This is a genomic window from Bacillus sp. 22475 (assembly GCF_052044835.1).
GTDB lineage: Bacteria > Bacillota > Bacilli > Bacillales > Bacillaceae_G > Bacillus_A > Bacillus_A cereus.
This window is the reverse complement of the sequence record NZ_JBQENW010000006.1, coordinates 178795-204834: the sequence shown is the minus strand read 5'-3', so window position 1 is coordinate 204834 and position 26040 is coordinate 178795. Positions and strand designations below refer to the sequence as shown.

Here is a 26040-nt window from a genome sequence, read left to right as displayed (position 1 = left end):
ATATTAGTAAAAAACAAAGTACGCCAGACTTTACTAGACTGGCGTACTTCCCAACTCAATTCTTAATAAATTCTTTCGTTAACCCCTTCGCCTTCTCCAAAGCGTTTTTGATTTGTTCAAACCCTGTCCCACCAGCACTATTACGACGCTTTACAGCCGCATATGGTGAAAGAACTTCATACAAATCTTCTTCAAATAAAGAGCTCATTTCTTGATATGTTTCAAGCGGGACATCTAATAAATAAATTCCTTTTTGTGTGCAATGTAGCACTAACTTCCCAACAATTTCATGAGCTTGACGGAATGGTAGTCCTTTGTTCGCTAAATAGTCGGCAATTTCTGTTGCGTTGGAGAAATCTTGCGTCACAGCTTGCCCCATTTTTTCTTTGTTTACAGTCATCGTCTCTAACATGCCTGCCATAATATGAAGGCATCCTTCTACTGTTTTTACTGTATCAAACATTCCTTCTTTATCTTCTTGCAAGTCTTTATTGTAAGCGAGCGGTAATCCTTTCATTACTGTAAGTAAACTGAATAAATTACCGTATACTCTGCCTGTTTTACCACGGATTAGTTCCGCCATATCCGGATTTTTCTTTTGCGGCATAATGCTGCTTCCAGTTGCGTATTGATCGCTCATTTCAATAAATTGAAACTCTTGGCTACTCCATAAAATAAGTTCTTCACAAAAGCGCGATAAGTGCATCATAAGCATAGATGAGTTACTTAAAAACTCCAGGATGAAATCACGATCACTTACTGCATCTAAACTATTTTCATATATTCCATTAAATCCAAGAAGTTCCGCACTATATTCTCGGTCGATCGGGAATGTCGTCCCAGCTAACGCTCCTGCTCCTAATGGGGAGATATTAATACGCTTTAATGAATCTTCATAACGATTCACATCACGCTCTAACATCCAAAAGTAAGCAAGAATATGATGAGCAAATGAAATCGGCTGGGCACGCTGCAAGTGCGTATAGCCCGGCATAATGGTTTCAATATTATTTTCTGCTTGTTGAACAAGAACAGTTTGCAATTGTTTTGTAGCTTTTATAATATGTTCTACCTTTTCTTTTAAATACAAATGCATATCTGTCGCCACTTGATCGTTACGACTTCGGCCTGTATGAAGTTTCCCTCCTACTTCACCGATTTTTTCAATTAACATCTTTTCAATATTTAAATGAATATCTTCAGCTTCAACCGAAAAATGTAATTTATTTTGTTTCGCTTCTTCTAATAAATATTGAAGACCTATCTTTATTTTCTCTGCCTCTTCTTTCGTAACGATGCCTTGCTTTGCTAGCATCGTTACGTGTGCAATACTCCCATTTATATCTTGATTTACTAATTGTTGATCGAAGGAGATGGATGCTCCGAACTCTTCAACCCACGCTTCCGCTTCTTCTGTAAAACGTCCGCCCCAAAGTTTGCTCACGCTTCCACCTTCTTTTGATTCACTTGGCTGTATACTTTCGTCGGTAAACCAAATAATGAAATGAATCCAACCGCTGCATCATGATTAAATTCATCTTGAGCGGTATATGTTGCTAATTTTTCATCGTATAAAGAGTATTCAGATTTACGTCCTTCTACAATCGCATGACCTTTAAATAATTTTACACGCACTGTACCTGTTACATTCTTTTGCGTTTCTTGTAAAAATGCATGAAGCGCTTGTTTTAAAGGAGAGAACCATAAACCGTTATAAATAAGTTCTGTTATTTTCTGTTCAATCACTGGTTTAAAATGCGCTACTTCTTTTACGTGTGTTAAATCTTCCAACTCTTTATGCGCAGTGATTAACGTCATTGCTGCTGGGCATTCGTATACTTCACGAGATTTAATACCGACAAGACGATTTTCTACGTGATCAATACGTCCAACACCGTGTTTTCCAGCAAGCGCATTTAACGTTTTAATTAATTCTGAAAGTGAATATGCAGTACCATTTAAAGTAGTCGGTACGCCTGCTTCAAATCCGATTTCTACAAACTCTGGTTTATTCGGTGTATCTTCTAATGCCAATGTCATCTCATATGCATCTTCTGGCGGCGCTGCCCATGGATCTTCTAAAATTCCACATTCGTTGCTGCGTCCCCATAAGTTTTGATCGATTGAAAACGGGCTATCTAAATTAATCGGAATTGGTACATCGTTTTCTTTTGCATATGCAATTTCTTCTTCACGTGACCATTTCCATTCACGTACAGGCGCAATCACTTCTAAATAAGGATTTAATGCTTGGATAGAAACTTCAAAACGAACTTGGTCATTTCCTTTCCCTGTACATCCATGTGCAACTGCAGTTGCACCTTCTTGTTCTGCGATTTCTACTAATTTCTTCGCAATAAGCGGACGAGATAATGCAGAGACAAGAGGGTATTTCCCTTCGTATAATGTGTGTGCTTGCATCGCCATCAATGCATATTCGTTTGCAAATTCTTCTTGAACATCAATCATATATGATTTAATTGCACCTACTGAAAGTGCCTTTTCTTTTACAAATGCTAAGTCTTTACCTTCCCCTAAGTCTAAACAAAGCGCGATAATATCATAATTCTTCTCTTGTAACCATTTAATTGCAACGGAAGTATCAAGACCTCCGGAATATGCTAATACAACTTTTTTCTTCTCCATTTTGCATCCCCCTAAAGAATAAATATTCATTTTCTTTTATAATAATTCACACTTTAACACCTTTCACAAAATGTATCAAGAGTCATTTTCAATTTTTTTCAAACAATTCCGTCGAACTTCTTTCTGTTTTTCTGTACAATATAAGCAGGACAACGGGGGTGAACTTATGGAAAAGTATTTCTTATACGATGAACATCTAGGAATTGAAATTCCACATTTACAAGAAGACTGGGAAGAAATCCCCGAAAAAATGCAACATGCTATTTTACTAAAATGGGAACAAGTTCGCGGGAAAATTCCTGATCGTATAAAAGAACTTGAGCACTATATTAATACAAAACAACATTATTTAAATAACGAAGAAGACTTCGAAATTTCTTGTAAACTAAATTCGGAAATTGCCGACCTTGCTTCCATCATTAATGATCTTTGGCTTTGGTATCGACTCACTCAAAATGTATCTGAGGGAAAAGCACACCAATGAAAAAAGCATGCCCCTCTATTACTTTGGGTCATGCTTTTTTGTCGTAACACGATTTACAATATATCTCTTGTGCTGTTTTCGCCAAACACACATCAAATGGGCCAACTAATATACTTCTTTCTTTCGGCAACTTTACAAAAGCAACAAGCTCTTCTTCATATTGAATTTTTTTCTGACATGAAATGCATATTAACTCTTTTCTTTTGAACATGTCTTTTAGCATATCTTTCCCCTCCCCTTCATCTATCTATATTAATATACTCTCATAATAGTTAGAGATTGTAAAAAATTGACACATTCCGAACTGAATTATTCATATACTATGTACAAAAGGAGGTCTCAAACCTATGCGTGCTTTCGTTATTATCGCTTTAACTTTTTTAAGTGTAATTAGCTGGGATGCATTTTTTAAAGATAAAGGTGATGAGAAGAATACAACTGAATAAAACCCTTTTTTCCTTACTTATTGGACAAACCGTTAAAAACTGTCCAATCCTCCCAAATAACTTAGGCTTTTCTACAAAAATATTTAAACATAACAATTTTTGTAGATTCCCTCCGTTTATTGTCGGTTTCCATCCGCATACATTTTTTGAAAGTATGATATAATAGTATAAATCTTGAAGGAAGGGATTTTGATATCATGATCGCTCGAAGGAGCATGTGGCATCGTATTGACGAATCATACACGTAGCGTATTTTTCAGCTCAGATACTTTAGTCTAGCGAAAAAAATACGAGAGTGGGGAAATTATGATTGCCCGAAGGATAATTTGGCAAAAAAAAGACTCTTCTTACACATAGCGTTTTGTTTAGGACTTAATTGTTACTAGCTAAACAAAACAAAGAAGAGCAGGATTGCTAAATGACGAATCCTACTCCACGTTTTGTTTAGTCGTTTTAAGACTTAAACTAAAACGAAGGTAGGGAGAATTGATGGACGAGAGGATTATTCGTTATTTCTTCAGCGACATATAGCGTAGTTAGTTTTTTTCGTAAACTAACTGAAAGCTACATGTGAGCTCGTAGTTAGTTTACAACACAAAAAGGACTACTAACTACGGAAAGAAGGAATAACGATGAGGAACATCCAAAGTCGGCAAATTATTAAAGAAATTTTTATGGTTTTAATCGGTTCATTTATTTTAGCAGCAGCGCTATATCACATTCACTTCCAAAACCACTTAACAGAAGGTGGCTTTGTAGGGATTGCACTATTCATCCAAAATTTTTATGATATTTCACCATCTATTTCAACTGTATTAATGGATATCCCCATTATTTTACTGTGCGCTTCATTTTTAGGTAGAAAAATGGTTGGTTATTCATTCCTAGGTTCTATTTCATTCGGAGTATTTTATTCCTTAATGGAAAATTATTCTCCATTTACGGTAGATTTATCAAATAATTTATTTATAGCTGCGATAGTTGGCGGTGCGTTAGCTGGTATTGGACTCGGTTTTATATTGCGATTTGGCGGTGCAACCGGTGGAGACGATATTTTAACAATTGTATTAAGTAAACGAACTCGTTTTACAATTGGGCAAATTTTCTTCGTCTTTGACGCGATTGTTCTTGCGCTTTCATTATATTATTTAAATTGGACAGAAATTGCTTTTACTATTCTTTCTATTGCCGTACAGGCAAAAACATTGGATTTAATTTATTATCCAAAAACAGAAAAAACAGCAGAAAAGCAACCAGTATCTGTTCCAATGTCCAAAAAACATGCAACAAATTAAAAAAGCGAAAGGCTTCGGCCTCTCGCTTTTTTTACGCTCTTTTTTCTCTCTCAACTATATGGCGCACTTGATAAAATCTATTTGCAAATTCAGTAACATTTCTTGTTAAACGATAGTTCACTGTAGATCCAATTGCCATCCCAATCACCGGAATACCTTGGAATAATTTACGACGAAGAGCATAAATCGAAAATGTTTTCAAAATTTGTTTTAACACAACCTCAGTAGAAGCTGTTTGTAACACTGCTTCGTCTCCTTCGTAAAAGAATGAATCTTCTTGCTCCAGCTCTTGCAGTAAATTGTACCATGCGTATTGCTGAAGTCTTCCTGGTAGTAATGACGCATGAAATACCTTTAACGCAAGCATCATTTCATAAGGCTTGTTCACATCATGCCCAAATGATGTTGCAATAAGTTGAACAGCCTTCACATTTAACGCGATCATAACCGGAAAATCAGCCGTTAATAATAATAAACCTCCAGCACCTGTTGCCCCGCCTTGTACAAATGAATATAGACGATGACGTGCTGTTTGCTGCTCTGCTATGTATGTTAATTGATCAATAGATAATGCTTTCAAATCTTCAAGCTGTTCAATCGATTCATCAAATAATCTTGATGTTCCTAAAATCCGATTACGTGCATCTAACTGTGCTTGTGAACTTTGAATAAATGCATGCAAATGAAAGAGCCATCCATCTGCTTTCGTGAAGAATTCTTTTCGCTTTTTTTCAGGTAATTTCGCAACTGTAGTATGTAACCATTTATCAAACACTTTTTGAAAATCGGTCGCTTCTTGCTCAACTAATTGCGCTTCCCATTCTTTTATATTGTCTAAAATGGCTTGTTCTCGCTTCGATCGCATCGTAACAACCACCTCGTTCGATTTTTTTCTATTGTAACATATTTCTGCTTCTTCTTTACAAATATGCTTGTATATCTCTTTTCACATACCCTTTATGAGTGACATAAAATAATAGCAAAAAGGATGAGATACTTCACATGAATCTATCCAATCTAAAACAAAATTATAACGCAGTATTCAGCTTAGGACAAAACTGTTGGCCTGCTTGGGCATTATATCAATTAGAATTATCACCATTTTTTGGCGTTATTGATTTTATGCTAAGTCCTTCATTAACGAAAGTAAATTTATTATTACAAAATCGATTTGACCGTTTTTTAAATTTCGAAACTCTATCCTTCATCTCATTTTGGGATGATGATGCCAAATTAAGATTAAGGGACAACCTTTATGAAATTGACTCCTGTCATGACTTTAAAACAGATGTAAACACACCAACTTATTGGCCTTCTTATACAGAAATTAAGTTAAACTATGAACATCGAATTAATCGTTTTCTAACTACAATTGAAACGGCAGAATCCATATTGTTTATTCGAACTGGAGGAACATATGAAGAAGCATGTTCCCTAGAACAAATTTTATCTCAAATCGTTACACATACATTCTCTGTCCTATTACTAATTCCTGCCGATATACCAACTATCACCCAAGAAGATTGGGGATTACAACGTACTTGCGTTATGAAATGTCCTATTATGGATGTATACCAATACAATGAAGCATTTTGGAAAGACTTATTTGATGGAATTACAGTTAGACCACACACTTAAATACACGATACTTTTATCACACCATACATTATAATCGTCCTTATACAAAACAAATAAGGAGTGATTCTATATGTATCCACGTGCAAAAGCTTTCGGTCTTGCTGTACATCAAGATTGCCTTCTCGTACAAGAATATCATACAGAAGGCGAAACATATTATCGTCCTCTTGGCGGTTCCATTGAACTTAGTGAAAAATCAGCACATACTGTTATTCGGGAGTTTACAGAAGAGCTTCATACGGAGATAGAAATCATCAATTATTTAGGTTGTTTAGAAAATGTCTTTCATCTAGATGGGGGCATTGGTCATGAAATCATTCAACTATATTCTTTGCGCTTATTAGACATATCACTATATGAAATGAAAATATTAAATATACAAGATGAGCAAACAGTAGCGTATGCGAAATGGATTCCTATTACGGCATTCATTCAGAAAGAAAAAATATTATATCCGGATGGAATTTTAAAATACATCCAAAAGAAAAAAGACGAGATCCTATAAGATCTCGTCTTTCATTTCATATATTAACCAATATCTCCAAGACGTAGTACGTCACGAGCAATCATAACTTCTTCGTCAGTTGGAATTACGATAATTTTTACTGGAGAGTGTGGGAAGCTGATGAATGCTTCTTCACCGAATACGTTATTACGTTTTACATCGAAGTATACGCCCATGTACTCAAGGCCTTCTAATACGCGCTCACGAATAATCGCACTGTTCTCACCTACACCAGCTGTAAAGATGATTGCGTCTACACCTTTCATACGAGCTGTGTAAGAACCGATGTATTTGTGGATACGGCTTACGAATACATCAAGTGCTACTTTCGCACGGTGGTCGCCTTCTTCTTCTTTCGCAATGATGTCACGTAGGTCACTAGAGTAACCAGTAAGACCTAACATACCACTCTTCTTGTTTAATACGTTAACTACTTCTTCTACTGTTTGGCCTGTTTTTTCCATGATGTATGGAATTAACGCAGGGTCAAGGTTACCAGAACGTGTACCCATTGTTACACCAGCAAGTGGAGTGAAGCCCATAGAAGTATCGATAGATTTACCGCCTTCTACTGCTGCGATACTTGCACCGTTACCTAAGTGACAAGAAAGTAAGCTTAAGCTTTCAATTGGACGACCTAATAATTCAGCTGCACGCTCAGTTACATATTTATGAGAAGTTCCGTGGAAACCGTATTTACGGATGCCGAATTTTTCATAGTACTCATATGGTAAGCTGTATAGGAATGCAGATTCCGGCATTGTTTGGTGGAATGCTGTATCGAATACTGCTACTGCTGGTACGTTTGGTAATACTTCTTGGAATGCTTTAATACCAACAACGTTTGCTGGGTTATGAAGTGGTGCTAAATCGCTTAATTCTTCGATATCAGCTAATACTTCATCAGTAATTAAAACAGAGTCAGCAAATTTTTCGCCGCCGTGAACAACACGGTGACCGATACCGCCAATCTCATCTAGAGATTTAACGATTCCGTTTTCAGTTAATTTTTTTAGAAGCATATTAACTGCTACTGCGTGATCTGGAATGTTTGTAATTTCTTTTTGTTTTTCGCCATCTACAGTAATAGTGAAGATACTATCTTCTAAACCGATACGTTCTACTAAACCTTTTGTTAATACTGTTTCACTTGGCATTTCAAATAATTGGAATTTTAAGGAAGAGCTTCCTGCGTTAATCGCGATGATTTTTGACATCTAGTCTTTCGCCCCTTTTTCTCTTGGTAGTTGTGTGGATGTTTCCACAAACCGCTCGATTTTATCTGATCAAATTCACTAAATATGAAAACGTTTCATCATTAGCAAATTTTATACTCACGATTTTAATTTAAACATCGTCCGACATATATTTCAAGTGAAAAAATTGTAACACCAAGAAAAAATATATATTACAGATTTCAAAAAAATTCAGTTAAATCTAGTATATATTTAAAAATATGACATATTATATAAAACTGTACTACATGAATCACTAACTCTGTTACATATACCCAGCTTTATTTATGTGTTGCAAACCAAGTATTTAATTGATCCATAATGTTCTCCATCGCCTTCATGTTAGAGAATTTAGGCAACTCCACTAATAACGCCTGTTTTGGCATTGTTACATTAGAGCCTTTCTTTTGGAGAACAAATATACTTTTTGCATTTTTCTCGTTTTTAAACATGGAAACAGGTAGCTGTAATAACCCTTGAATAAAGCATGTTTCTTTAATAAATGCATGTAATTTTGGTGCCTGGTCACTTTCAAAAATGAAGTTTGGTACTAAGAAGAATAAGTACCCGCCCTCTTTCGTATGTTTCACACTTTGTTCAATAAATAAGTGATGAGCATACGACATTCCTTCATCTGCTTTTAATTTATATTCACTGGCACCGATTTCGTTTGGATAGTAACCAATCGGTAAGTCTGAAATGACTGCATCAACTGGATCGATATAAAGTGGTGCTAGTCCATCTTGATGGAAGAATTCGATTGCATGCTTTTGTAAATTTGCATTTACTAAAGCAAGTTTAATTAGCACTTCATCCACTTCTACACCAAATCCACTCATTGTTAGTCCTTCTTTGGCGCTATTAAACACTGTAGTCATTAAGTTACCTGTTCCAATTGCAGGATCTAAAACTGTAATTTCATTTTGACCTTGCATAAATTTATGGAATAAGTAACTCATGAACATTCCAACTGCATCAGGTGTCATTTCATGATTCGCTTGTACGCCTTCTTTCATTCCTTTTAAGATGGCTAACTGAAATGCTTTACGAATTTCTTCACCTTTATATGTTTCTTCATTAAACGTACTATATTCACGATTCAGCCTTTCAATTGCTGATTCGGATAATTCCTCTTGTAAAATCGCTCCCTCAAACAAGTTATCACCTGTCTCTACAAGCGCCTCTAAATATGTTACATCTAATTCTTTACGTAAAACTACCGCAGAAGAATCAAAAATAGAAAATAATGTTTCTACTGTCTGACTCACGTACACTCCTCCTTCTCTCTTTTACACATAACTTATATCATACCACAAAGTGATTTTTTCCAAAAAGAAAAAGCGACCTCCTGTAAAGAGCTCCCCTTTATTTATATATGATATAACGTTTTTTCTCATATATCGATGCTGTTACAGAGCAATATATGAGAAAAAACGACCTCTTTATAAGAGGTCATTTTCATCACATTACTTCGCAGATTTAGCTGCTTCTAATGCTGCTTCATAGTTTGGATGGCTTGTACCTTCGCTTACGTATTCTGCGTAAACTACTTTGTCATTGCTATCTACTACGAATACTGCACGAGCAAGTAAACGAAGTTCTTTCATTACTAAGCCGTAAGCTTCACCGAATGAAAGATCACGGTGGTCAGAAAGTGTTACAACATTTTCTAAACCGTTTGCTGCACACCAGCGTTTTTGAGCGAATGGTAAATCAGCGCTAATTGTTAATACTTTTGCGTTTTCAATACCTGCTGCATCTTGGTTAAAACGACGTGTTTGTGCATCACACACACCTGTGTCGATTGAAGGTACAACACTAATTAATTTTACTTCGCCTTTGTATGTTTCTAAACTTACTGGAGATAAGTCGTTTGCTAATACTTGGAAGTTTGGCGCTTGATCGCCAACTTTAACTTCTGTTCCAACTAAAGTCATTGGATTACCTTTAAAAGTTACGTTTGCCACTTGAAAATCCTCCCTTATTTAAACAAAATATGTACAATGTAAATGATAGTTTGTCCCTATCGATAATGCAAATAAAATCGCTTTATTTACAAAAAAATTAAAGAAGCTAACCTATTGATTAGCTTCTTTATTCGTTAAATTTGAAATTCAGGATCATCTTCTTTTCGTTTATCCATCATTTCTTTCACTTTATCAACAGCTTGTGGAGCTAATTCAATTATTTTATCGATGACGTGTGTTTGTTTATCTAAGTGCAATACTTTCACACCATCTCCATTTATAACAAGAAAGGCAACAGGATTAATAGAAACTCCTCCGCCACTTCCCCCGCCAAATGGATGGCGGCCTGAATGTTCTACTTTACCAAATTCACTTCCACCAGCAGCAAATCCAAAACTTACTTTCGAAACAGTAAGAATTACACTTCCATCTGCCGCTTTAATTGGGTCACCAACAATTGTATTTACATCAGTCATTTGTTTCAAATGCTGCATTGCGGTTGTCATTAAACCTTGAATTGGATGGTCCATTCTATATCCCCCCTATGCTTGAACAGATTTTTCTGTCATACCAGATTTTTGCTTCCTCATAAATATGAGCAATTTCACCGCTGTTTTTATAGTGCGGAATATACGAAAAGATGCTGTTAACTCACATCTTGACGCAAATCCTTTCCCTTGAAAAACAGGAGTAATTTCAAATTCTGGTACATCGACAATATGCATATATTGTCCGACAACTCCAGCAGCCATACCTTTTGTCCCCCATGCATATCCAGTGACAATTCCAGTACTAGCTGCGTCGCCTGCTCCAATTTGTGTATGCCATTTCCAACCATTGATTTTCACTCGTTTGAGAAAATCTTTAACAATAGTATGAACTTCTTGAAGCTTTTTTATCAGTTCACCAATGCTGTCAAGTTGCGCCATAATTTTATTATCGAGTCCGCCGTCCTCTTCAGCTTTTTCGATTTTCTGTCCTGTTTTTTTCTGCTGTTTTTCAATTCTTTCCAATACATCAAATGTATATCGAATCATCCATATTTTCACTTGAAATAAACATTGCTTTTCCATTTCTGAATATAAAAATGTCACCTTAAGCGATATTTTCGACAATAGTATAAGCAAAATAAAAAGGAGAAGAATTATTATTCCAATTACGAGCCACTTCATACGTATCATCCTTTCACTCCGTACCCATTATCGACAACTTTATTCATCATTAAACAGAGTTCCATAAGATTGAATATAAAAATTTTTCTAAAAATAAAAAGGTATTTTGACAATTTGTATCGAAATATATTATTTGAACATATCATCAGGGAACGGACTCTAATGATATGTAGCACGAAAAACAGAAAATTTAACTGCAGTGGAGGGATACATAATGGCAGATCGTCGCAATTTATTTTTCTTTTATGGTGATGACAAAGCAACGCTCGTTGAAAAAATGAAACCAATCTATCGTATTTTAGAAGAGAATGGATTTACCATATTAGATCATCCAAAAAATGCAAACGCTATCGTCAGTGTTGGAGATGATGCAACCTTCTTACAAGCCGTTCGTAAAACTGGTTTTAGAGAAGATTGCTTATACGCAGGGATTTCTACGAAAGATGAAACTTCGTTCTACTGCGATTTTCACATTGATCACATTGATACAGCCCTTCAAGAAATTACAAAAAATGAAATTGAAGTGCGAAAATATCCAACAATTCAGGTAGATGTAGATCATGGTACATCTTTCTATTGTTTAAATGAGTTCTCATTACGTTCTAGCATTATTAAAACATTCGTTGTAGATGTTCACGTTGATGATTTATATTTCGAAACATTTAGAGGGGACGGTTTAGTAGTTTCTACCCCAACAGGAAGTACAGCTTACAATAAATCATTGCATGGTGCAGTTGTTGACCCACTTATTCCATGTTTCCAAGTAAGCGAACTAGCATCTTTAAACAACAACACTTACCGTACGCTCGGTTCACCGTTCATTTTAAATCACGAACGTACATTAACTTTAAAACTAAGACCAGACGGTAACGATTATCCTGTTATCGGCATGGATAACGAAGCGCTTAGCATTAAACAAGTGGAAAAAGCTGTTGTACGCTTAAGCGATAAACAAATTAAAACAGTTAAATTAAAAAATAATTCGTTCTGGGAAAAAGTACAGAGAACGTTTTTATAGGATTAAAATAACCGCAGAATTATGGAATTCCATAATTCTGCGGTTATTTATTTATCCCGATTGGCGCGGACAATAATCTCTTACTATCCGACCGTTATTCTTGCCAGTTTTTGTCGGTAAGTCGATATATTCCGAAAATCGCTGATATATTTTTACACATCTTTTCTATAGACAACTCGGCCATCTATTACGGTCATTTCTGCTTGTACTTCTTTTATTTCTTCTGCCTCAATTTCAAAAATATTGCGGTCTAATATTGTAAAGTCTGCTTCATATCCTTTTGTAATTTGCCCTCGTTTCGCTTCTTTTCCGATTGCATAGGCACTTCCTGTTGTAAATAAAGAAACAGCCTCATATACCGTTAATCTTTCCTCAGGCATATAGCATACACCGTCAATAAAACTTCTACGTGTAACAGCGCTATATATGCCTAGAAATGGATTTACTTGTTCAATAGGAGCATCTGAACCACCATTACAATGTAGTCCTGCTTCCAGTAATGTCTTCCAAGCATACGCATAACGAAGACGGTGTTCTCCCAGTTTTTCAATGACTGATGGAAAATCTGATGAAAGAAAGACTGGCTGTATATCGATAATGGCTTGCAAGTTTTTCATTCTTTCTATCAACTCTTCACGAGCAAGCTGACAATGAATAATACGGTCACGTAACCCTTCTGCTGGTGGATATAATTCGAGTGCATCAATGACATATTCAAGCGACAAGTCACCGATAGTATGAATCGCAACTGGCATATGTAAGTCTCGTGCTTTCTTCACTAATTCTGCAAGTTCTTCACGCGAGAAAATTGCAACCCCATCCGTTTCCTTTGCATCTTCATACGGTTCACTTAATAATGCTGTTCTTCCTCCAAAAGAACCGTCAGAAAAAATTTTCATTGCCCCAAATTCAATATAATGTTCATTTTCATATTCTTTTCGTTCATGTGCTACTTCATGGTGAACGAGCAAATGTGCTTTAAATGGCATTTCTTTTATAACGTGAGAAAACGCATTATATGTTTTTCTAAAACCACCGTAGTAATTTAAATCTTCCGTATGCCCGCCTACAAGTCCGTATTTCCAGCAATCTTTAATCGCTGTTTGCAAAGCTCTTTGTAAATACGCTTCATCAATTTCAGGCTGAACATGTTTAATTAATTCTTGTCCTTGTTCATATAAAAGTCCTGTTAACTTATTTGATGAATCCCTACCGATTTTCCCGCCTTTTGGATTTTGCGTCGCTTCTGTTATGTTCGCTTCTTGCAATATGTATGAATTCACCCATGTAACGTGACGACAAACTCGCTTTAATAAAATGGGGTGTTCTTTCGAAATTTCATCTAAATCACGCGTGTGAACATCTTTCGTATCTGTAAAGTTATTTTCATTCCATCCTTCTCCAATAATCCAAGAGCCCTTTGGAGCTTCTTCCACTCGCTTCTGAACAAGAGTAAGCACTTCACCATAAGATGTACAATTTGATAAATCTAGACGGAGTAATCTCTCTCCATGCCCAATAAGATGCATATGACTATCAACGAGACCTGGAATCATTGTTTTTCCTTCTAAATTATACAATTTCCCCATCGAATATTGGGCTTCTAGCTCTTCTTTACTCCCAATATCAACGATTATGCCGTTTTCAACGTAAATCGCATCCGCTGTTTCAGTTTCTTCCTTCATCGTGTAAATAGTGCCGCCGTACCAAATTTCTCCCATATATTTCATCTCCTCTACTTTATTGTATAGAAAAAAGCACCATTTCAAAACATGGTGCTTTTCTAAAAATTACTTTTGTTCAGTAGTAGACGTTGTAACTTGCCATTCAATATTAAATTTATCTTTTACTTGTCCGTATGCTGGGCTCCAGAATGTTTCTTGAAGTGGCATGATAACTTCTCCACCTTCTTGTAACTTATCGAATACTTCTTTTGCTTTTTCTGCATTACTAATTTGAATTGCGATTGTTACTTGAGATCCGATTGCATGCCCTTGACCTGGGAATGTATCAGAAATCATAAGATCCGTATTACCAACTTTTAAAGTAGCGTGTAAAACGCGCTCTTTTGCTTCAGCTGGAATCGGGTATTCTGGATTTTCAGGCATGTCACCAAAAGTTTGCATGACTTCTACTTTTGCATCTAAAGCCTCTTTATAAAACTGTACAGCTTCTTGCCCACTACCATCTAAAACTAAGTACGGATTAATCCCTAAAATCATACGGACACCTCTTTTTTAAGTTTATAAAATCGAACTTGTGTTCGTTTTTATATTATCATTGTTTTGCATTTCATTCAACTATTTACTTCACTGTTTTCAAAATTATTTTGACGGAATCTCCATCTCTTGTTTTCTAAGTTCAATACGGCGAATTTTTCCAGAAATCGTTTTTGGTAGTTCATCTACAAATTCAATTTTGCGAGGGTATTTATATGGTGCAGTGAGTTCTTTGACATGTTGTTGGAGTGTTGGAATTAATGTTTCTTCGTTCTTTTCTATATTCTCTCTTAATACGATAAATGCCTTCACGACACTTCCACGAATTTCATCAGGACTTGCGACAACTGCACATTCTCTTACGTAAGGATGTTTTACAAGTGCATCCTCTACTTCAAACGGCCCGATTGTATAACCAGAGCTAATAATGATATCATCACCGCGCCCTTCAAACCAGAAGTAGCCGTCTTCATCTTTCTTCGCTTTATCACCTGTAATATAATAATCACCGCGGAATTGCATCGCTGTACGTTCATCGTCTTTGTAATATTGTTTAAAGAGGGCCGGCGTTTCAATGTGAACTGCAATATCACCAACTTCGCCTACTTTAACTGGAGTACCTTCCTCATTTACGATATCGACGTGGTTACCTGGCGTTGGTTTCCCCATTGAACCTGGTCTAATATCCATCCCTTTCATTACACCAACAAGTAATGTATTTTCCGTTTGCCCATACCCGTCTCTCACTGTAATATGAAAGTGCTTTTGGAACGTTCCAATGACTTCTCTATTTAACGGCTCACCTGCTGATACAGCGCTATGTAATGCCTCTAAATTGTACTGGCTTAAATCTTCTACCTTTGCCATTAATCTATACTCAGTCGGTGTACAACAAAGTACATTCACCTTATTATCGTCTAATAAGTTCAGGTACGTTTTCGGTTCAAACTTACCGTGATATACAAACCCTGTTGCCCCTGATCCTAGCGTTGCTAAAAACGGGCTCCAAATCCACTTTTGCCAGCCTGGACTAGCTGTTGCCCATACAATATCATTCTCTTCAATTCCGAGCCAATTTGGAGCGCTCGTACGTAAATGAGCGTATGCCCACGCATGTGTATGAACGACACCTTTCGGATTCCCTGTCGTTCCTGACGTGTAAGATAAAAAGACCATATCTTCTTTATCTGTCTTCGCCATTTCTAACATGTCACTCTCTGTTTCTAACGCTGTTTTTAAATTGATCCATCCGTCTACTGACTGCTCGCTCAGGACGAATTTTTGAAGAGATTCCATTGCTTCTATATCATCAAACTGTCCAATGTACGGCTCATAACTTACTATCGCTTTTACTTCTCCATGTCCAATTCGATATTCGATATCTTTTTTACGTAACATTTCCGAACTCGGAATTACGACAAATCCTGCTTTAATCGCAGCGATATACGTCATGTAAGCTTCGATTAAACGTGGCATCATAATAAGGAGCTTGTCCCCTTTTTGTAAGCCACTTTTTATAAAAGCGTTTCCAATTTTATTTGCACCTTGCATTAATTCAAAATATGTAACTTCTCGTCTATTCCCTTTATCATCTTGCCAAATTAAAGCAAGCTTCTCTTTATCGTCTGTATATTTCTCTATTTCTGAAACTAAATTATAAGATGATGGTGCCAACAATTCCTCTCTCTTCATAAACATCCTCCTTTTTCTTTATGCCTCCCTTATATAATAAAGAATTTTCAGTAAATTTTGAACCCTCTTCTTTTGACAATTTTTTTATGCTTTTGTCGAAATGAATTTATACTAATATGAACAACAAAAAGAAAGAGCGGGAGAACCCGCTCTTTCTAAGCCATCATATGGGATTATTTTTGGTAACCGCCTAATTGTTGCTCAGCTAGTGAAACTAGACGTTTTGTAATTTCGCCACCAACAGAACCGTTAGCGCGAGATGTTGCATCCGCTCCAAGTTGAACACCAAACTCTTGAGCGATTTCGTATTTCATTTGGTCTAATGCTGATTCAGCACCAGGAACCGCTAATTTATTTGTGCTACGTGCCATGTTATATCACCTCCTTGTGAGTATAGAGTGTGATAAATAACATGACTTCATACACATTTTAGATATGGTAATTTATGGTTTTAGAAAAGTTCTTCGAATTTTTCTTCTTCCGCCACTACTTCAACTGTTTGTAATACCATTGTTTCTTTGTTCGCTACAGCTTCTTCGATTAACGGTGTGAAATCGTATTTCGCTTCAAATCGATTTGCTTTTTCACGCTTCGGTTTCGTCGCCGGGCTAGCTGGTGTGAATACTGTACAGCAATCTTCGTATGGACGAATTGAAATATCATACGTGCCGATTTCTTCAGCAATTTTAATAATTTCTAATTTATCCATCGTAATAAGCGGACGAATAACTGGGTAGTTTGTTACTTCGTTAATCGTATGCATGCTATCTAATGTTTGGCTTGCTACTTGTCCAAGACTTTCACCAGTTGTGATTGCAAGTGCGTTACGCTCCTCAGCAATCTGCTCTGTAATACGCATCATCATACGGCGCATAACCGTCATTGAATAGCTAGATGGGATTTCTTTATTAATCGTTTTTTGCACTTCTGTAAACGGAATAAGGTGAAGCGTTACACGTTTACAGTATTTCGTTAACTCTTGTGCTAAATCGATTACTTTTTGTTTTGCACGCTCACTTGTGAAAGGTGGGCTATGGAAGTGAACTGCTTCCACAGATACGCCGCGTTTCATCGTTAAGTACGCTGCTACTGGGCTATCAATACCACCAGAAAGAAGTACCATTACTTTTCCGCCAACGCCAACTGGTAAACCGCCAGCTCCCATGTGCTCACCACACATAATATAGCTGTAACCACTGCGAATTTCTACACGTACATTCACATCTGGATTATGGACGTCTACTGTGATATCCTCTGTATTTTCTAAAATGTGCCCACCGATTTCTGGAAGTAACTCCATCGTCTTCATTGGGAAGCGCTTATCAGAACGGTGCACTGTAATTTTAAATGTTTTCACATCATCTTTTACTTGTAAGAACGCTGCTAATGCACCTTTTTTAATGTCTTCTAATTCTGATGGTACTTTCATCGCTAAGTTAAACTTATGAATACCAAATACGTCTTTCAATCTTTCAGAGATTGCTTCATGATCTTCACCATTTAACTGGATGTACATACGGTCATGCGTTGCATCAATTTTAATATTTGGGAACTTTTTCAGTTTGAACTTCACGTTATCTTTTAATGTGCTTACAAATTTAGAACGGTTTTTACCTTTTGTCGTCATTTCTCCGTAACGCACTAAAATATATTCATATGTCATCATATTTCTTTACCTCATCACTTCATATAATTTTGGCATTGTCTCTTTTACAATACCTTCAAATTGTTTTACTTCTTCCATCGTGTTGTCTGGTGCCAAACTAATACGAATAGCGCTTGCAGCTACTGCATGCGGCACTCCCATTGACACTAACACTCTGCTCACTTCATTTGCTTTTGAAGAACAAGCTGATTTCGTTGATACATATACACCGTGTTCTTCTAAAGCATGAACGACTACTTCTGGTTTTAAACCAACAAATGATACATTTAAAATGTGCGGTGCTGCATATGCAAGCGATGTATTAATTGTCACATCTTCCATCTCTTTAAAGAAGCTGACAAGCTCTGCTTGTAAACTTTGCAAATGAGCTACCTTTTCTTTCACTTGTTCCATTGTCATGCGAAGAGCTTTCACCATCGCTACAATGCCAGGTAAATTCTCTGTACCAGAGCGATACTTAAGCTCTTGTTGACCACCTGATAAAATCGGATCTAATCTTACGCCATCACGTATATAAAGAAGACCCGTTCCTTTTACACTGTGGAATTTATGTCCAGATATTGAGCAAAGATCAATATGAGAAGCATACAAATCAAGCGGTACTTTTCCTATCCCTTGTACATGATCTACATGGAATCTTATTTTCGGATGATTCGATAATAACGTTCCAATTTCAGCAACGGGCTGAATTGCTCCAGTTTCGTTGTTCACATGAATAATTGATACAAGAATCGTATCTTCACGAAGTGCTCGTTTTACATCCTCTACCGATACAACACCATGCTCGTTAACCGGTAAATATGTTACATCAAATCCGAGTTCTTCTAATTGCTTATATGCCTCAAACACAGACGCGTGTTCAATATTTGTTGTAATGATATGTTTGCCGCGCGAACGATTCCTCATCGCTATCCCTTTAATCGCAAGGTTGTTCCCTTCCGTTCCACCTGATGTGAAAATAATTTCAGAAGGTTTAACGTGAAGAAGCTGCGCTGCAATCGTTCTTGATTGTGTTAATAGACGCTCTGCCTCTCCTCCAAGCGAATGAATAGAAGAAGGATTACCAAAATATTTCCCAGCAACCGTCACGTACGATTGAAGAGCTTCTGGATATGGCTTCGTCGTCGCACTATTATCAAAATAGATCATCGTTCTTCCCCTTTCAGCGCTATCACATCATATAATCATATCATAAATACGTGTCATTACGCTAAGACTACGCAAAGGTTCCGTTTTATCCCGATTAGTGAATAATAATTAGTGAGATACCCCCACTGATTACAGTTTCACTTTACCCCGCATTAACGGGCAGTAAGACTCTCACCTCAAAGTTCAACTAGAGCAAAGAAGTTAGGTAGGAGATCAACTGCCCGTAAATGCCCGATTGGTTCAACTAGTAATCAGTGGAGGATGAATCCCCCCACTGATTACAGTTTCACTTTATTTTGAAACGAATAACCTTACTGTATTCCGCTATTCATTATAGCAACATCGCCTGCAAAATTACACAAAAAAACAAACCCTTTTATGAAAGGGTTTGTTCATTGTCTACATATTCAGCTATTTTTTGAACAACACCAGGTTCAAGTTGCTCTAGTACAGAAGCGGCTTGTTCTAAAGCTGCATCGTATTGATATTCACGGAATAATTTCTCCGCATAATTTAAGCTTTCTGCAAGGCTTTCATCATGACTGCGGTAACGGTTACCGTATTGAATTAATTTTTCAACTAAATACGCTTGTCCAATTAAATCTTCTGTCATTTCAGCTACACCGTTCACAGTTGTGTATGCTTCTTCTAAACTGCTATTTACAGCGTTCATATTTAACGGCTTCACTTCTAATTGTTCATATACAGCTTGCATTGCCATTTGCCCTCTTTTTAAATCTTCCATAATACTCTCTGGGAGACCTGGCAAATTCGACTTTTGCATAAAGCGTTTCGTTTCAAAAATAGTATTTCGCATTTCTTGTAACTTCTCACGCGCTTCAAATTCTTCTTTACGCATCGTTTGCAGCATTTCTTTATATTCTGCATGAAGTACTTTTAACGTTTCACATTGCTCATAAACCTCTTCTAGTTCCTCACGAATAATAGAGAAGGCAATATCTTGTTCAGCAACGCGTAATTGTAGCATTTCAAAACGTTTCGTTAAAATGTGCATTTGCTTTTCAATTACTTTTTGAGATTCAATATCCTTATCTTGCAATTGATAGCTTTGTTTCACAAGTTGTGTTTCTGTTTTCGTTTCAATCGTTTCGATACGTATTTCTTCTAAGTCTTCATAAACAGAAAGTGTTTTTTGCTCCACATAATGTCTCGCATGCACCTCTTGCTCAAGTTGATCATAGAAACCATCTAAACGAGTTTTTAAGTCTTCCACTTTTTCAGCCGCTTCTGTTATATGAAGCTCCTGTATATCCATTAAACATGTGTTTAGTTGTGTCGTCATATCACGAACTTCTTTAGGGATTTCCAAATACTCTAATACATAACCTTGTCTTACCATATCATTATGACCCTGTAATAAATCTTCCAGTTGAACTGGTAGCGTCGCTTGACACTCTACTAATAAATCTGGAATTTGGTGAATAATGATTTCTAAACTTGCTAAACCTTCTTCTAAACTAATAACAATTTCTCTCGCTTTTAAGTAGTCACCATTATCTGTTGCTTCTTCAAAGCTTTTAAATTTATTAGATTCAGCGTCTAGCATCTCTTCGATTTTCTGCTCTGCTGCTCCATACATATGTCTATGAGCAAGAACACTCTTTTTCATACTACGATATGTATCACGTAACCCTTCAATTTCCGAGCTATTTTTCTCATGGCTTTCTAACAATTGCTGTAATTCATTTAAAACACCTGTAATACGATTATCAGCGTCATCTAAACCACTTATGGATTCGTTCATCGCATGCTTTGCTTTTCGGAAGGAGAATTGCGAGGCGAATTTTCGCGCTTGCGCTAAATCTTTGTCAGCTTTCGGAAGGGTTGTTGATACAATTTCATCCCATTCTTCACGCCATTTACCAAACAGTTCTTCTGTTTGACCCGTCATGTTTAAATCTTTTACCCGTTTTAGTTCATCTGCCACAGGTTTATCTTTTATCTCTTGTTTCCACTGCTCCAGTGCTTCAATATCTTTATATGAACGATTTCTTATCACAAGCTCTATCATGAGCAGCACTAGAATAGAGCTTACTACAATGATAACGATCGTCAGGATAGAATCCATGCAAAAAAGCCTCCTAGTTATATCTCTTTTTTTGTCCGTTCCGTTTATGAAATGGAAGGCATTATGTATAAAAAGGGAATTCCCCTATATTTAACAACTAACAATGTACTAATCATACCATGTAATGGCTTGTTTTTGACCTAGTTTTTTTTAAAATTTCATGTTTCTTTCAATGCGATTGTAATCTTTCTCAATATTCCGCCTACCTCACTACCTATCCTCAAATGATTGTAATAACAAACAATCTTTCGTATGAGATACGAAATAAATTTTCCGCATGAGTGGTGGTTCAACAGAAATTCCATGTACATTTCCCTGCCTTACAGACTGCTCTACTGCCCTTTCTGGAAGTAAAGTGATGCCAAGGCCAGCTTTTACCATTGCAAGCATCGGTTCTGCGTAAGATGTTTCCACAGCTATAGTTGGTTTTACACCTATCTCATGAAACATGTTCATAATCATTTTCCTTACATCACATATTTCTGGATATACAATTAATTTTTCATTTTGCAGCTCTTCTATTTGAATGACTTTCTTCTCTTTATACGGATGATTATTTGAAATGACACAAACAATTTTCTCTTGTTGCACTTCTTTTATATACGTAGCACCTTCTACTACTGAATCGATGAACATCGCGTCAATCTCCCGCGCTTTAAATAAATCTCTTAATACTTCCGTATGTCCGATTTGCCACTCTACTTCGAACTCATCACCTAATACATCTTTACACTCTAATATGTAATGCTCTGCTAAACTCGGTAGTATACCAATTGAAAACTTTCGGTTCTCTTGATACCCCCTCATTTCTGTTTTTGCTTCATTTATTTGTTCCAAAATCGGTAGCATTCTTTTTATAAATAACTCTCCTGCCTCCGTTAACTCCACTCCTTGCGCAGAACGCTTAAGTAAAGTAACCTCTAAATCCGCTTCTAACTTTTGAATTTGCTTACTAAGCGCTGGTTGAGATATATGTAAAATCTTACTTGCCTTTGATAAACTTCGCGTATGCTTCACTTCGATAAACGATCGTACTGCCTCCAAATCCATCGTACACACCTCTAACAAAAAGTTATAACCGTTATAAGAAATCGATATTTCCTCCTATAAACAATTACTCTTTATACTTATTTCATCAACTTACTATAACGAAATGTAAAGGGGAAAGATACTCTTGAACAAAAAACAAATGCTACTCGGATCCTTTCTGTGCTTACTCGCCGTAACTGCCTGGGGATTTATGTTTCCTGTAATGGCAAATGCCCTGCAATTTATCGATCCGTTCTTCTTCACAACGATTCGCTATGGATCAGCAGCTATTATTTTTCTTATTTTGCTATTAATTACTGAAGGGAAGACTTCACTCCGCTTAGAAAAAAGAACACTTTCTCTGTTCTTTTACGGGACATTCGGTTTCGCGGGATATGGTTTTCTCGTTTTCTACGGACAACAACTTGCCGGGCCTTCTGGAGCAATCCATGCAGCGATGATTCAGTCTCTCATGCCACTAATTGCCTTATCATTACAATGGATAACAAAAAACAAGCGCCCACAAAACTACACATTCCTTTGTATGTTCGTTGCATTACTCGGTGTTATGCTTGTCATTTCAAAAGGAAATATCCACTTATTATTTGGAGCTGCAAGCCACTTATCGACAAATATATTGATGCTATGCGGCGTTACTTGCTGGGTCATTTATACAAACGGGGGTGCTCGTTTTCAATCTTGGTCACCACTTCGATATACGACATTAACTTGTTTATTTGGCTCAATTTCACTCATCGTTATTGTTACTTTCTTAACGTACACAAATATAGTTACTATGCCGTCACTGCGTACAGTTGTGAGCGTTCGTTTTGAGCTCCTTTATATGTCGATTATCGCAGGAGTTATCGCTGTATTTTGCTGGAATATGGGAAATCGCTATATTTCATCTATTAACGGCATATTATTTATGAATTTAGTCCCTATCCTTGCACTGATTGGTTCTATGTTTCGAGGTTATACAGTCGATAAAATCGAAATCGCTGGAGCTGCATTAACAATTATCGCGCTATTATGTAACAATTTATGGCAAAGAAAAGTAAACATAAAAATCCCCACCTCAGTTCGTTAGGTGGGGATTCTTCACATATGAACAGCTCTTGGCCATTCATGGTACATATTTGCTTTACATAATGCTTGTTCCATCCATTGCTCAATCTCTTTCGTGTACATTTCTATGAAAAATGTCTCAGACGGGAAAGAATGCAGTACTTCTGATATATATTGTGGATATAAAAACGGCATATTTATCATGCCTTTTAATTGCGTCATAAACATTGTAAATGATACTTTCTGAAATTCTTGTTTCATTTGTCCTTGTCTAATAATTTGCTCTATATAATATCTTTCTTTAGAAAAATAAACGGTCATCACTTCACGAATTAATGTCGTATCAAGCGAAAGCTCTCGGTAGAAGAAACGTGTTAGTTCTCTATTTTCAAATTGATATCGTAACATCCCACGCACCATTTGCACCATCACATCTTTAGCCGACAAATACTCTCTCTGTTCAAACGAAATTTCAATCACATGAATATACCCTTCTAAAAAATCAGTAATAAGCTGTTCTAATAAACCTTGCTTCCCAGCAAAATAATATGAAATATTCGCTACATTCACATCCGCTCGCTTTGCAATGTCTCGCACCGACGTTCCATCATAACCTTTCGTATTAAACAACGATATTGCCGCATCAATTACTTTTTGTTTCGTCTGCTTCATGCGCTCACTTCCTCTCAATGAACAGCTATAGTTTAAATTTCTTGACTTTTAAGACAAATTCCTTTAATTTTCTATCGACAAAGTCATGTGAAATACATCGTATTTTGCTAATATTTTACACATCTCGATAAAAAAGGAGCTGTTTCCATGTTTACTAAAGAAAGTTATGCAGGATCTCGCGTGCAGCAATATGAGACAGTAATTAAACAACTGGATGCGTTATTAACTGGCGAATCAAACGTAGTCGCAAACTTATCAAATGCGTCCGCATTATTAAACCAATTTTTAGATCGCGTTAATTGGGTTGGCTTTTACGTAACAGAAGGAAATCAGCTTGTCCTTGGACCGTTCCAAGGAATGCCTGCTTGCGTACGCATTCCATTTGGACGAGGCGTTTGCGGCGTAGCAGCTGAAACGAAAACAACGCAGCTTGTAGCGGACGTTCACCAATTCCCAGGTCACATCGCTTGCGATAGTGCTTCTAATTCAGAAATCGTTGTACCGATTGTGAAAGAAGGAGCTGTCATTGGTGTACTTGACATTGATAGTCCTGAAAAGAATCGTTTTGATGAAGTAGATCAGCGCTATTTAGAAAAGTTTGTGGAAACACTCCTAAAACATATGTAAAAAGAAAAGAGCGAGTTATCGATTTAGTACGTCCTGTACAAAATCGATAGCTCACTCTTTTTTTATTGATTAACAGTAGATATTTTCTTTAATGCTTGCTCTAAATCAGAAACGATATCCTCCCAAGATTCTAAACCAACCGATAAGCGTATTAAATTATCGAAAATGCCCATTTCTTTTCTTAGTTCAGCTGGAATCGCAGCGTGCGTCATCGTTGCTGGATGCTGAATTAACGTTTCTGTATCTCCTAAACTCACCGCAATTGTAATAAAGTGGAGGTCATTAATAAATGCTTGCGTCTCTTCTTTTCCGCCTTTTACTGAAAAAGAAATAACACCGCCCCCGCGCTTCATTTGACGAGATGCTAACTCCCCTTCTGGATACCAAACACTTTCTAACGCATCATGTTTTCTTAAGAACGATACAATTTTTTCTGCATTATCACAATGACGATCCATTCTTACCGCTAACGTCTTTAACCCACGTAATAATAACCACGCATCAAACGGCGCCATAATGCCGCCGATATCTTTTCGCATCGGACGAATTTTTTCAGTTAACGCTTTCGTTTTACAAATCGTTACACCCGCCACAACGTCGCCATGACCACCAATATATTTTGTCGCACTATGCACAACAGCGTCACAGCCAAGCTCAAGCGGTCTTTGTAAATAAGGTGAACAAAACGTATTATCAACAATGACAAGTAAACCATTTTGCTTCGCAACCTGAATAACTTGTTTTAAATCGATTAATTTCATTGTCGGATTAATCGGTGTTTCAACGAAAATAAGCTTTGTATTTGGACGAATTTTATTTTCAATATCAACCTCTGTCTCCATCTCACAAAACGAATGCGTAATCATAAATTTTTCTTCTAACACTTCTAAAAAACCGTACGTACACCCATATAATCCATTTGAACAAATAATATGATCTCCAGCCTTTAAAAAACCGATTAAAGTTGCTGAAATAGCTGCCATACCAGATCCGAAGGCAAGTGCTTCTTCTCCTCCTTCTAACACCGCCATACGTTCTTCAAATAATTTCACAGTCGGATTTCCAAGCCTTGAGTAAATATAAGATGGATCCACTCCCGCAAAACTCGCCTCTCCTTGCTGCGCAGTCTCAAATGTAAACGTAGAGGTTTGAAATAAAGGTGGTGTTAAACTTCCTTTATGTTCCTCAGGTGTATAACCGTGATGAATTAACGCTGTCTCCATATGCTTCTTTTTCATAAAAACATCCCCTTTATGTTTTTATTACCGCATATTCACCAGTAAAAAACTGATGAACGTTTTTACTACATTTTATGTAAGCGTTTTATTTGTGTTTCTATCTCTTCTTTTATATTGTTTTAAATTCCTTCTTATATTAATTTCCAAAATTTATATGCATAAAACAAAAACGTACTCGCTTGACG

At 36.7% G+C, this 26040-nt stretch carries 26 protein-coding genes; 7 read left to right on the top strand and 19 right to left on the bottom strand.

Annotated features, from left to right (window positions below; translation table 11 throughout):
- Nucleotides 1-55: 55 nt before the first annotated feature.
- Both argH and ACTJJY_RS12675 read right to left on the bottom strand, forming a co-directional pair.
- Nucleotides 56-1444 carry an argininosuccinate lyase gene (gene argH, locus ACTJJY_RS12680; protein ID WP_063548758.1) on the bottom strand — a complete coding sequence of 463 codons (1389 nt, stop codon included), beginning with the start codon at nt 1442-1444 and terminating at the stop codon, nt 56-58.
- Nucleotides 1441-2646 (bottom strand): argininosuccinate synthase, encoded by a 1206-nt coding sequence (locus ACTJJY_RS12675; protein ID WP_000412317.1) that lies wholly within the window; start codon nt 2644-2646, stop codon nt 1441-1443. The genes argH and ACTJJY_RS12675 overlap by 4 nt, the downstream gene beginning before the upstream one ends.
- A gap of 166 nt (nt 2647-2812) precedes the next feature.
- Here ACTJJY_RS12675 and ACTJJY_RS12670 point away from each other — a divergent pair, with 166 nt between their 5' ends.
- Nucleotides 2813-3130, top strand: coding sequence for a radical SAM protein (locus tag ACTJJY_RS12670; protein ID WP_440605650.1), 318 nt, complete (start codon nt 2813-2815; stop codon nt 3128-3130).
- A gap of 28 nt (nt 3131-3158) precedes the next feature.
- Here ACTJJY_RS12670 and ACTJJY_RS12665 read toward each other — a convergent pair whose 3' ends face one another.
- On the bottom strand, nt 3159-3353 hold the full coding sequence (locus ACTJJY_RS12665) for a hypothetical protein (protein WP_000910273.1): 195 nt from the start codon (nt 3351-3353) through the stop codon (nt 3159-3161).
- Nucleotides 3354-4208: 855 nt separating this feature from the next.
- On the opposite strand from ACTJJY_RS12665, the gene ACTJJY_RS12660 reads away from it, so the two are divergent.
- Nucleotides 4209-4871: a YitT family protein gene (locus ACTJJY_RS12660; RefSeq protein ID WP_098611412.1), complete on the top strand. Its 663-nt coding sequence runs from the start codon at nt 4209-4211 to the stop codon at nt 4869-4871.
- Nucleotides 4872-4902: 31 nt separating this feature from the next.
- Here the strand turns inward: ACTJJY_RS12660 and ACTJJY_RS12655 are convergent, their stop codons facing one another.
- Entirely contained in the window at nt 4903-5736 is an 834-nt protein-coding gene (locus tag ACTJJY_RS12655; RefSeq protein WP_061666056.1) for an EcsC family protein, read from the bottom strand.
- A gap of 137 nt (nt 5737-5873) precedes the next feature.
- On the opposite strand from ACTJJY_RS12655, the gene ACTJJY_RS12650 reads away from it, so the two are divergent.
- The gene (locus ACTJJY_RS12650) at nt 5874-6509 is read left to right on the top strand and encodes a DUF1796 family putative cysteine peptidase (RefSeq protein ID WP_440605649.1); all 636 of its coding nucleotides are present in this window, start codon (nt 5874-5876) and stop codon (nt 6507-6509) included.
- Between the two features lie 70 nt (nt 6510-6579).
- Nucleotides 6580-7014, top strand: a complete 435-nt coding sequence (locus tag ACTJJY_RS12645; protein WP_440605648.1) for an NUDIX hydrolase — start codon at nt 6580-6582, stop codon at nt 7012-7014.
- Between the two features lie 23 nt (nt 7015-7037).
- Here ACTJJY_RS12645 and ackA read toward each other — a convergent pair whose 3' ends face one another.
- The 5 genes from ackA to ACTJJY_RS12620 form a co-directional block, all read right to left on the bottom strand.
- Nucleotides 7038-8231, bottom strand: a complete 1194-nt coding sequence (ackA, locus tag ACTJJY_RS12640; protein ID WP_053563553.1) for an acetate kinase — start codon at nt 8229-8231, stop codon at nt 7038-7040.
- Nucleotides 8232-8530: 299 nt separating this feature from the next.
- Nucleotides 8531-9517, bottom strand: coding sequence for a class I SAM-dependent methyltransferase (locus ACTJJY_RS12635; protein WP_071731414.1), 987 nt, complete (start codon nt 9515-9517; stop codon nt 8531-8533).
- Between the two features lie 198 nt (nt 9518-9715).
- On the bottom strand, nt 9716-10216 hold the full coding sequence (gene tpx / locus ACTJJY_RS12630) for a thiol peroxidase (protein WP_000024525.1): 501 nt from the start codon (nt 10214-10216) through the stop codon (nt 9716-9718).
- A gap of 134 nt (nt 10217-10350) precedes the next feature.
- Nucleotides 10351-10746, bottom strand: coding sequence for a GerW family sporulation protein (ytfJ, locus tag ACTJJY_RS12625; protein ID WP_000350003.1), 396 nt, complete (start codon nt 10744-10746; stop codon nt 10351-10353).
- 12 nt (nt 10747-10758) lie between these two features.
- A complete protein-coding gene (locus tag ACTJJY_RS12620) occupies nt 10759-11397 on the bottom strand; it encodes a DUF2953 domain-containing protein (protein WP_440605647.1) in 639 nt (212 codons plus the stop codon).
- A 205-nt stretch (nt 11398-11602) separates the two neighbouring features.
- Here ACTJJY_RS12620 and ACTJJY_RS12615 point away from each other — a divergent pair, with 205 nt between their 5' ends.
- Nucleotides 11603-12406, top strand: a complete 804-nt coding sequence (locus ACTJJY_RS12615) for an NAD kinase (RefSeq protein WP_000785183.1) — start codon at nt 11603-11605, stop codon at nt 12404-12406.
- A gap of 152 nt (nt 12407-12558) precedes the next feature.
- On the opposite strand, the gene ACTJJY_RS12610 is transcribed toward ACTJJY_RS12615, so the two are convergent.
- The 8 genes from ACTJJY_RS12610 to ACTJJY_RS12575 all read right to left on the bottom strand — a co-directional run bounded on the left by ACTJJY_RS12610 (nt 12559) and on the right by ACTJJY_RS12575 (nt 22271).
- Nucleotides 12559-14127, bottom strand: coding sequence for an amidohydrolase (locus ACTJJY_RS12610; protein ID WP_440605646.1), 1569 nt, complete (start codon nt 14125-14127; stop codon nt 12559-12561).
- A 69-nt stretch (nt 14128-14196) separates the two neighbouring features.
- Entirely contained in the window at nt 14197-14628 is a 432-nt protein-coding gene (locus tag ACTJJY_RS12605; protein WP_000600350.1) for a VOC family protein, read from the bottom strand.
- 102 nt (nt 14629-14730) lie between these two features.
- Nucleotides 14731-16317, bottom strand: a complete 1587-nt coding sequence (gene mbcS / locus ACTJJY_RS12600; RefSeq protein WP_440605645.1) for an acyl-CoA synthetase MbcS — start codon at nt 16315-16317, stop codon at nt 14731-14733.
- Nucleotides 16318-16490: 173 nt separating this feature from the next.
- Nucleotides 16491-16688: an alpha/beta-type small acid-soluble spore protein gene (locus ACTJJY_RS12595; RefSeq protein WP_000124491.1), complete on the bottom strand. Its 198-nt coding sequence runs from the start codon at nt 16686-16688 to the stop codon at nt 16491-16493.
- An 80-nt stretch (nt 16689-16768) separates the two neighbouring features.
- Nucleotides 16769-17983, bottom strand: coding sequence for a tRNA uracil 4-sulfurtransferase ThiI (gene thiI, locus ACTJJY_RS12590; RefSeq protein WP_000989274.1), 1215 nt, complete (start codon nt 17981-17983; stop codon nt 16769-16771).
- Nucleotides 17984-17989: 6 nt separating this feature from the next.
- A complete protein-coding gene (locus ACTJJY_RS12585) occupies nt 17990-19132 on the bottom strand; it encodes a cysteine desulfurase family protein (RefSeq protein WP_440605644.1) in 1143 nt (380 codons plus the stop codon).
- Nucleotides 19133-19508: 376 nt separating this feature from the next.
- The gene (ezrA, locus tag ACTJJY_RS12580) at nt 19509-21221 is read right to left on the bottom strand and encodes a septation ring formation regulator EzrA (RefSeq protein ID WP_440605643.1); all 1713 of its coding nucleotides are present in this window, start codon (nt 21219-21221) and stop codon (nt 19509-19511) included.
- 210 nt (nt 21222-21431) lie between these two features.
- On the bottom strand, nt 21432-22271 hold the full coding sequence (locus ACTJJY_RS12575) for a LysR family transcriptional regulator (RefSeq protein ID WP_095690138.1): 840 nt from the start codon (nt 22269-22271) through the stop codon (nt 21432-21434).
- A 124-nt stretch (nt 22272-22395) separates the two neighbouring features.
- On the opposite strand from ACTJJY_RS12575, the gene ACTJJY_RS12570 reads away from it, so the two are divergent.
- Nucleotides 22396-23340, top strand: coding sequence for a DMT family transporter (locus tag ACTJJY_RS12570; RefSeq protein WP_440605642.1), 945 nt, complete (start codon nt 22396-22398; stop codon nt 23338-23340).
- A gap of 11 nt (nt 23341-23351) precedes the next feature.
- On the opposite strand, the gene refZ is transcribed toward ACTJJY_RS12570, so the two are convergent.
- Nucleotides 23352-23990 (bottom strand): forespore capture DNA-binding protein RefZ, encoded by a 639-nt coding sequence (gene refZ, locus ACTJJY_RS12565; protein ID WP_000814914.1) that lies wholly within the window; start codon nt 23988-23990, stop codon nt 23352-23354.
- A gap of 147 nt (nt 23991-24137) precedes the next feature.
- Between refZ and ACTJJY_RS12560 the strand changes: the two genes are divergently transcribed.
- Complete coding sequence (locus tag ACTJJY_RS12560) at nt 24138-24617, top strand: GAF domain-containing protein (protein ID WP_000494340.1); 480 nt, start codon at nt 24138-24140, stop codon at nt 24615-24617.
- 62 nt (nt 24618-24679) lie between these two features.
- On the opposite strand, the gene megL is transcribed toward ACTJJY_RS12560, so the two are convergent.
- Nucleotides 24680-25855: a methionine gamma-lyase gene (megL, locus tag ACTJJY_RS12555; RefSeq protein WP_440605641.1), complete on the bottom strand. Its 1176-nt coding sequence runs from the start codon at nt 25853-25855 to the stop codon at nt 24680-24682.
- Between the last annotated feature and the right edge of the window lie 185 nt (nt 25856-26040).